This is a genomic window from Saccharopolyspora oryzae (assembly GCF_027853915.1).
Classification (GTDB): Bacteria; Actinomycetota; Actinomycetes; order Mycobacteriales; family Pseudonocardiaceae; genus Saccharopolyspora; species Saccharopolyspora oryzae.
Window position 1 is genome coordinate 1 of record NZ_JAQGLA010000148.1, and the last position, 8702, is coordinate 8702.

The 8702-nt window shown below is 69.4% G+C and carries 7 protein-coding genes; 2 read left to right on the top strand and 5 right to left on the bottom strand.

The genetic code is table 11. From position 1 onward, the window contains the following. Both OU415_RS37245 and OU415_RS37250 read right to left on the bottom strand, forming a co-directional pair. The coding region (locus tag OU415_RS37245) for a CNNM domain-containing protein (protein WP_270954452.1) at window positions 1-346 on the bottom strand (346 nt) is incomplete at its 3' end. Continuing rightward, window positions 343-1683: a hemolysin family protein gene (locus tag OU415_RS37250; RefSeq protein ID WP_270954460.1), complete on the bottom strand. Its 1341-nt coding sequence runs from the start codon at window positions 1681-1683 to the stop codon at window positions 343-345. The genes OU415_RS37250 and OU415_RS37245, both read right to left, overlap by 4 nt. A gap of 332 nt (window positions 1684-2015) precedes the next feature. On the opposite strand from OU415_RS37250, the gene OU415_RS37255 reads away from it, so the two are divergent. After that, window positions 2016-2855 carry an ion transporter gene (locus OU415_RS37255; protein ID WP_270954453.1) on the top strand — a complete coding sequence of 280 codons (840 nt, stop codon included), beginning with the start codon at window positions 2016-2018 and terminating at the stop codon, window positions 2853-2855. On the opposite strand, the gene OU415_RS37260 is transcribed toward OU415_RS37255, so the two are convergent. Beyond that, complete coding sequence (locus OU415_RS37260) at window positions 2839-4494, bottom strand: bifunctional metallophosphatase/5'-nucleotidase (protein ID WP_408641996.1); 1656 nt, start codon at window positions 4492-4494, stop codon at window positions 2839-2841. The genes OU415_RS37255 and OU415_RS37260 overlap by 17 nt on opposite strands. A gap of 155 nt (window positions 4495-4649) precedes the next feature. Here OU415_RS37260 and OU415_RS37265 point away from each other — a divergent pair, with 155 nt between their 5' ends. After that, window positions 4650-5444, top strand: coding sequence for a class I SAM-dependent methyltransferase (locus OU415_RS37265; protein WP_270954456.1), 795 nt, complete (start codon window positions 4650-4652; stop codon window positions 5442-5444). On the opposite strand, the gene OU415_RS37270 is transcribed toward OU415_RS37265, so the two are convergent. Together OU415_RS37270 and OU415_RS37275 are read right to left on the bottom strand one after the other, a co-directional pair. Next, entirely contained in the window at window positions 5445-7223 is a 1779-nt protein-coding gene (locus OU415_RS37270; RefSeq protein WP_270954457.1) for a DUF4185 domain-containing protein, read from the bottom strand. After that, window positions 7223-8593: a sugar porter family MFS transporter gene (locus OU415_RS37275; protein ID WP_270954459.1), complete on the bottom strand. Its 1371-nt coding sequence runs from the start codon at window positions 8591-8593 to the stop codon at window positions 7223-7225. The genes OU415_RS37270 and OU415_RS37275 overlap by 1 nt, the downstream gene beginning before the upstream one ends. Between the last annotated feature and the right edge of the window lie 109 nt (window positions 8594-8702).

Consider the following 8702-nt stretch of genomic DNA (forward strand, 5'->3'; position numbering starts at 1 on the left):
GCAGCACCACGACCAGCGCCAACGCGATCGCGAACGCCACCACGTGCGTCACGGCCTCCGGGATCCCCAACGCCGTGAACGGCACCTCCAACTGGTGCGCCACCGCCGGCTCACCAAGACGCCCCAACCCCAGCGAGCACAGGGTGATCCCCAGCTGGGCACTGGCGAGCATCAACGAGCCCTGCTGACTCGCCTTGATCACCACACGCGCCCGGGACTTGCCCTGCGCAGCCAACGCCTCCAACCGGTCCCGGCGCGAGGACAGCAACGAGAACTCCGCACCCACGAAGAACGCGTTCAACAACAACAGCACCACACCGAGCAGAATCGCGAACCCATCACTCATCGCTCGTCCTCCCCACCGTCGACAGTGGCCGGTCGGCCGGTGAGGCGGAGCTCGGCGATGCGGTTGCGGTCCATCTTGGACACCGTCAACTCCCAGCCGTCAGCGATGATCTCGTCGCCCACGGCGGGAATCCGGCCGAGCTCGCTCAGCACGTACCCGGCGACGGTCTCGTAGTCGTCGCTGTCGGGCATCGCCATGCCGGTCGCTTCGGTCAGCTCGTCGGGCCGGAGCAGACCGGAGACGATCCACGTGTCGTCGGCCATCTGCCGCACCGTCGGCAGCTCACCGCGGTCGTGCTCGTCGCGGACGTCGCCGATGATCTCCTCGACCACGTCCTCCAGCGTCACGATGCCAGCGGACCCGCCGTACTCGTCGACCACGATGGCCAGCTGCAGGCCCGAACCGCGCAGCTTCTCCAGCAGCGCATCGCCTTCCAGACTTTCCGGCACCGTGGGAACGGGCTGCGTCAGCGACCCGACGAGAACCCGCTCGCGCTCCTCAGCGGGCAGTCCGAAAGCCTTCTTGACGTGGACGACGCCGTGGATGTCGTCGAGATCCCCACCGTGCACCGGGAATCGCGAGAACCCGCTCCGCCGCGCCAAGTCCAGCAACTCCACGACGCTGTCACCGACCTGAAGGGACTCGACCCGGACGCGTGGGGTCATGAGCTCTTCGGCGGTGCGTTCGCCGAACCGCAGCGAGCGGTCCATCAACTCGGCCGTGGCCTCGTCCAAAGTCCCGTGCTCGGCACTGGACCGCACGATCGACCCCAGCTCCTCCGGAGACCGTGCTGATCGCAGCTCTTCCTGGGGTTCGACGCCGAATCGGCGTACGACCCAGTTCGCGCTGTTGTTCATCCCATCGATCAACCAGCGGAACACCTGCGAGAACCGCGCGTGGTAACCGGACACGGCGCGGGCTGTCGCCAGCGGGCGTGCGATGGCGAGGTTCTTCGGGACCATCTCCCCGAACACCATCGACAACGCCGTCGCCAACAAGATCGCCAACGTCAACGACACCGCCCCCGCCGCCGCGGCCGGCAACCCCACCGCCACCAGCACCGGACGGATCAACTCACCGATCAACGGCTCGGCCACGTAACCGGTGACCAAAGTGGTCAACGTGATCGCGACCTGAGCACCGGAAAGCTGGAACGACAACGTGCGGTGCGCCCGTTGCACCGCCTTCGAGCGCTTGTCACCCACCGCGTTGACGTGGGCATCAACGGTGCTGCGCTCCAACGACGTCAACGAGAACTCAGCGGCGACCGCCAAACCCGTGCCCACCGTCAGCACACCGACGAAGGCGAGGCCGAGAACGGCCAACAAGATTTCGATCACCGGCCACCTCGCGGGCAGCCGCGCACAAGCTCAGAAACGCCGGGATGGCACCCCGGCTCGGTACTACCCCCGTCGGGGGAATGTGCCGCAGGCACTGAAGCCGTCACTCCTCGAAGTGAAGTGGAGAAAAGGGACACGCAGTATAGCCGGTGACGATCCTCGCGCAGCCGGAGAACGTTGATCCCGATCACACGTTCGGGCGGTCAACGTCCGGTTCACCGCACTGCGTGCCCGCCGACGCTTCGGGCATCGGGTGCAATGTTCGTCGGCACCGAGCCGCTAAGTTGATCAACGTCTTCCGTCGAGAACAAGCCCCACCAGGAGTTTCGGTGAACACGCGTGAACGCGTCCGCATGCTGGTCGACGCACCGGCGTTCCAGCGGGTGATCATCGCGATCATCCTCGTCAACACGATCACCCTCGGATGCGAGACCTCACCGGCACTGGTGAACGACTACGGGTGGCTGCTGCACGCGGTGGACCGGATCGTGCTCGCGGTGTTCACCGTCGAACTCGCCGCCCGGCTCTACGCCCACGGCTGGCGGTTCTTCCGCGATCCGTGGAACTGCTTCGACTTCGTCATCGTCAGCATCTCGCTGCTGCCCAGCACCGGGAACTTCGGCGTCCTGCGAGCCCTGCGCATCCTGCGCGCGCTGCGCCTGATCTCGGCGGTGCCGAACATGCGCCGCGTGGTCGGCGCGCTGCTGACCGCCGTGCCCGGCATGACCTCGATCGCCGCGCTGCTCGTGCTGATCCTCTACGTCGGCTCGGTGATCGCCACCAAGCTGTTCAGCGGGATCGCCCCGGAGTACTTCGGCGACCTCGGCAGCTCGCTGTTCACCCTGTTCCAGGTGATGACCGGGGAGAGCTGGTCGGAGGTGGCGCGCACCGTCATGGAAGCCGAGCCGCTGGCCTGGATCTTCTTCATCGCCTACATCGCGGTCACCACGTTCACCGTGCTCAACCTGTTCATCGCGGTCGCCGTGTCGGCGATGGAGGCGCAGGTCAGCCACGAGCGCGCGGAGCAGCAGGAGGACGGCGGCGACGTCGTCCAGCAGCTGCTCGGCGAGGTGCGCGGCCTGCGCGACGAGCTCCGCGAACTCCGCGCTGAGGCCGGGGAGGCGCCGATGACGGCTCCCCGGCCTCGGGACGCTACGGCGCCGCGGTGATCCGGTCGGCCGGCGGCGGGGCGATGTCCGGGTGCGCGCCCAAGTAGTCGACGAGCGCGTCGAGGTCGACCGGCCCGCCGGTCACCTCGGTCCCGCCGGTGAACTCGGTGAACCCGTCGCCGCCCGCGGCCAGGAAGTTGTTCACCGACACCCGGTAGTTCGCCTTCGGGTCGACCGGCTGCCCGGCGATGGTGATGTCGGAGACCTTCGACCCGACCGGCGCGGACGCCGAGTAGGTGTAGTGCAGCGCGGAGGACACCTGCAGGATGCGAGTGGCTTCCGGCTGCCACTGCTGCTCCAGGACGTTCTTCAGCTGCTCGCCGGTCAAGGTGATCGTCTGCATCACGTTGCCGAAAGGCTGGACCGCGTAGGCCTCGCCGTAGGTCACCACGCCGTCGCCCTCACCAGCCGGCGAGGAGGCGTGCACGAGGTCGGTCCTGATGCCACCGGGGTTGGTCATCGCGATCTGCGCGCCGTTGGCCTCGGTCGCGGCCAGCTGCGCGTCGGCGAGCACGTCGCCGAGCGGTGATTCGCCGGACGGGGCGCCTTCGCGGAGCAGGTCGCCGGTGATCGTGCCGACCTTGCGGTTGGCGATCGGGGCGGCCTTCGCGGTGGACTCGTCGACCAGCTTCTGCGCGGCGGGGTCCGGCGGCACGTCGCGGGTGACGATCCGGTTGTGCGCCTGGGTCTCCGGGCGCACCACGTCCTTGGTGCTCCGGTCGATCTTCAGGTCGGCCACCGACAGCAGCCGCCCGAAGGAGGCGCCCTGCAGCAGGGTGCGCGGGTTGCCCGCCGGGTCGTCGATCACGCAGTTGTACTGCTGGTGGCTGTGGCCGCTGAAGATCACGTCGACCTTCGGCGAGGCCTGCGCTGCGATCTCCGAGGCCGGGCCCGGTGCCACGCGGCAGTCGTCCGGTCCGCCGCCTCCGGTGTTGTCGCCCTGGTGCAGCAGCACGGCCTGCGTCTTGATGCCGAGCCGGTCCAGCAGGTCGGCGGTGCGGTCGATGGCCTCGACCTCGTCGCCGAACTTCAGGCCCTTGACCGCGTCCGGGGTGACCATCGCGGGCAGGTCTTCCAGCGTCACACCGATGATGCCGATCGGCACGCCCTGGACCTGCTGGACGCTGAACGGCATCAGCGCGGGCCGGCCGTCGTCGAAGGTGACGTTCGCGCCCAGGTACGGGAAGTCCGCGCCGTCGAAGGTGTCCCGGAACTGGCAGCCGTCCTTGGGGTGGCAGCCGCCGTCCTGGATGCGCTGCAGCTCGGCGTAGCCCTCGTCGAACTCGTGGTTGCCGACGACGGCCGCGGAAACACCGATCTCGTTGAGGAAGTCGATGGTCGGCTCGTCGTGGAACAGCGCCGAGTTCACCGGCGAGGCGCCGATGTTGTCGCCTGCGGAGAGCACCACCGAGTTGGTCACCTCACCGCGAAGCTGGGCCAGGTGCGTGGCCAGGTAGGCCGCACCTCCGGCGTCGACGGTGCTGCCGTCGGGCAGCGTCACCCGTCCCGACGAGCCCGCGGGCGGGTCCAGGTTGCCGTGCAGATCGTTGAACGCGATCAGCCGGACGTCCACGGTGGCGGGTGCCGCGCTCACCGGTGTCCCCGACAGCGCGGCGGTGGCCAGCACCGCCGTCCCCAACGCCGCTGCGCAGCGGCCGAACCGACCAGGTCTCACTGCTGTCCTCCCCATGATCCCGACCAGCGAACGACAGCAGATCTTGCCCGCTGCGCGCGACTGAAGCGAGCGCTTTGCGCCAATACGTCCCACGAACCGGTTGCCAGTACCGTGAGGCTGTGGGCGAGGACAGTTGGGCAGGTCTGGCCGACCAGTTCGCCGATGGGGCGTACGCGACGGTGAAGGGACTGGTGCGCACCTACGTGGTGCACCAGCAGCTTCTAGAGCACTTGCCCGCTCCCCCGGCCGCGGTGCTCGACGTGGGCGGAGGTGCCGGCCACCAGTCGTTTCCGCTGGCCCGAGCCGGGTACGAGGTGACGTTGCTGGACCCGTCGGCGGCGATGCTGGACAAAGCGCGGCAGCGACTCCAGCGGTTGCCCGATGAGGTCCGGTCCCGGGTGAGGCTCGTGCAGGCCGACGGCCGCGAGGCCGATGGGGCGGTGAGCGGTCAGCGCTTCGATGCTGTGCTGTGCCACGGCGTGCTGGGCTACCTGGAGCAGCCGGAGCCGTTGCTCGACCAGCTGTGCCGGTGCGCCGCTGCCGGTGGCATCGTGTCGATCCTGACCGGCAACGCCAACGCCATGGCCGTCCGACCGGCCTTGGAGCAGCGGTGGGACGACGCCCTCGCCGCGTTCGACGCCAGGCACGAGATCGGCGTGCTGGGCGTGCCGACTCGAGCCGACAGCCTCGAAGAGCTCAGCGAGCAGCTGCGCAGCCGCGGCGTGGAACCGGTGAGCTGGTACGGCGGCTGGCTGTTCACCGACTGGCTCGACTTCAGCGGCACCGAGCTGGATCCGAACGACGCCGAGCAGGTGGCGGCGGCGGCCGAGGTCGAGCTCGAAGCCAGCCGGCGGGATCCCTACCGCGGGCTCAGCCGCGTCTTCCACCTCGTGGGGCGCAGGAACCCGGCCTGATCATCCGCCGAAGTAGACCTCCAGCTCGCCGATCGAGGTGAAGAACGCCGAGCCGCCCGGCACCCCGGTGATCCGGACCCCGTCGCCGACGATCGGGTCGAAGGCCAGGGTGTAGGTGCCGTGCGGGCCGGCGGTGCTGTCGTAGGGGTAGGCCGGTGCGATCCGCAGTCCGCCGACGTCCACCCAGCTGCTCCCCTGGCGCACCTGCACGGCCAGGTCGCGGGCGAACCAGCCGCCGTCGGAGAACATGTTCCCGGTGGTGTAGACGACGCGGTCGAGCCAGCGCTGGTCGCGCCAGATGTAGCCCCAGAAATCGAACTGCTTGCGGGTGCCGTCGAAGCTGTCCTCGCTCTCCTCCCGGATCCCGTTGTTGAAGAAGTCGCCGCGTCCGAAGTGGGCGGTCTTCTCGATCGGGAACACGTCCGCGCCGCGCGCGAGGTTGCGGTGCGGATCGGGCGGGTTGGCCGGCGGATCGCCCAGCTGGCGCGGGAAGACCTGGAGCTGCCGCAGCGAGAAGGTGTAGTTCGGCAGCCCGCACGCCACTCCCAGGAACCAGTTGGACTGCACCCACATCCGCGTTCCGTCGGCCGAGACGAACTTGGCCGGCACGGTGCAGGCGTAGCCACCGTTCTTCGGACCGGAGCACGCGGGCTGCGGCTCCCCCGCTTCCGGCATCGGGATGTCGTGGCCGCCCGGCACCGGGTCGAACCGGATCCGGCCGGGACGGCCGAACCACGGCTGGGCGCCGAAGTCCTTGGACATGAACAGCTGCCACGGCCCCCACGGCGTCGGCGCCTCGTAGAACTCGAAGGTGTACTCGGTCCACGAGGTGTAGAGGTACCGCCGCAGCGGGGCGTTGTAGAGCACGCCGCCCTGGGAGAGCACGCTCAGGTTGCGGCGCCCGGACACCAGCAGATCGGTGTAGAGCCGCCGTTCGTCGGTGAGCACCGGCGCCTTGTCCTCGATCCGGTCCGTCCACTGCGGACCGTTCGCCCCGGTTCCCGCGTAGAACCGCCAGGTTTCGCGCTGCTGGATGCTGTCGCGCGGCACCCGCGCCAAGTAGAGGCTGGTCGGGGACGGCACCGCACCGGTGTAGGAGTCGCGCCAGTTGTGGTCGAGGCCGTAGGCGTAGACGTACCCGGCGTCCTGCGGCCCGAGCTCGCGCGCGTGCTCCTGACTGCGGCCGAAGTCCAGGAACATGATCGTGGTGAACACGTGGTCGGTGAACATCGGCTGGGCCGGTTGCTGCCAGGTGCGCCCGTAGTCATCGGACTTGACGATGCTGGCGTTCGGGGCGTCGTCGAAGGCCGCCGCGGCCGGCGCGAAGCGCAGGTCCTGCACGGCCAGGTACAGCTCGTCGCGGCCGTCGCCGTTGCCGTCCACCGCGACGATCCCGGTGGGTTTCGGGTTGTACAGCTTCGAATCGGCGTGCACCTTGGCGATCGCCTCGCCCGCGGCGAGCCGTTCGCCGCGCAGCCCGGTCTCCGGGGTCCCGGCGATCCGGTTCGCCACGATGGGAGCCATCGGCTGGTCGCCGAAGCCCTGGCCGTCGCCGTTGGCGGTGTAGACGAGGTCGTCGTCGGCCCAGCACGTCGGCCACAGGTCGCCGGTGCTGTTGGTGCTGATCGTGGACGCGTAGTCGGTGAACGTCGTGACGAAGAAGCCGCCGGCCGGTTCCGCAGCCCGGACCTCGGCGGCGCGCGGCACGTCCCCGAGCAGCACCGATCCCGCACCGGCGAGGGCGAGCTTGCCGAACTGGCGCCGGTTCATCGCCCGCATCAGCGGCCTCCCCCGCGGAACTGCTGCTCCAGCGATTCGAGGCTGCGCTGCTTGGTCTCCGGCACCGCCCACCAGACGATCGGGAAGATGATCACCCCCGCCGCCGCGTAGGCGAGGAACACCACGCCCGCCCCGACCAGTGCGGTGAAGGTGGGGAAGGTCAGCGAGACGAAGAAGTCGGTCAACCAGTTGAACAGCGTGGCCAGCGCCATCGCGGTGCCGCGGATGGCCAGCGGGAAGATCTCGGCCAGCACCACCCACAGCACCGGCCCCCAGGTGGCCGAGAAGGTGTTGGTGAACACGACGAAGGCCGCCACCGCGATGCCGAACAGCACCGGCGACTCGGGCGGCAGCAGCAGCGCGGCCAGCCCCACCGCGAACAGGCTCGCCGACATGCCGACCAAACCGGCCAGCAGCACGGGCTTTCGACCTCGCCGGTCGACGATCTTGGCCCGCACGACGATCGCGATCGTCGCGATGTTGAGCAGCCCGTTCAGGAAGGTGAACAGCAGTGCGGTGACCTCGGAGACGCCGAACCCGGTGAGCACGCTGGGCGCGTAGTAGACGATCGTGTTGATCCCGGTGATCTGCTGGAACACCGCCAGCAGCGCACCGAGCAGCAACAATTTCCGCACCCAGCCCGCGGACATCCGGGCACCCAGTTCGGCGTCGCGCTGCTGGCGTTCCAGCGTGGTGATCTCGGCGAGCTCGCGGTCGGCGGCGGCCTGGTCGCCGCGCAGGCCGACCAGCAGGGTGCGCCCCTGCTCCGGACGTCCGCGCCGGACCAGGGAACGCGGGGTGTCCGGAGCCGCGAGCAGTCCGACGACCAGCACCACCGCGGGGACCACGCCGATGAGGATCATCCACCGCCACGAGCCGACGAAGGCCAAACCGTACCCGGTGGCCGCGGCCAGCGCGGTCCCCACGATGATCATGTACTGGTTCAGCGAGGTGACCGCACCGCGAGCTCCCGCGGGTGCCATCTCGGCCAGGTAGAGCGGGACGACCACCGACGCGATGCCGATCCCCAGGCCGATGACGAACCGGAACAGCACCAGCGCCGTGACCGAGGTGGCCAGCCCGGCGCCGAGAGCTCCCGCGGTGAACACGACCCCGGCCGCGAGCAGCACCCGCTGCCGGCCCTGCCGGTCGGCGGCGGGCCCGCTGCCGACCGCGCCCACCATCGCACCGACGACCGTCGCGCTGACCACGGTGCCCTTGAGCAGCGGTGTCAACGGCAGCTCGTGCGGGATGAACAAGATCGCGGCCGAGATGATCCCGTTGTCGTAGCCGAACAGGATCGCCGCCAACGAGCCCAGCGCGTAGACGCGCCGAGTGGTGGCCCCCGGCCGCGCAGCAGGCGTTCCCATCGAGCACCCCCGAACGAGCGCCTCCCCCAACCGCGCTGATCCCGCTCGACCTACCCCGCCACGGCCTGTGAGCGGGAGGCATTGCCGGGCCGTCGGCGGGGTCTGTCGA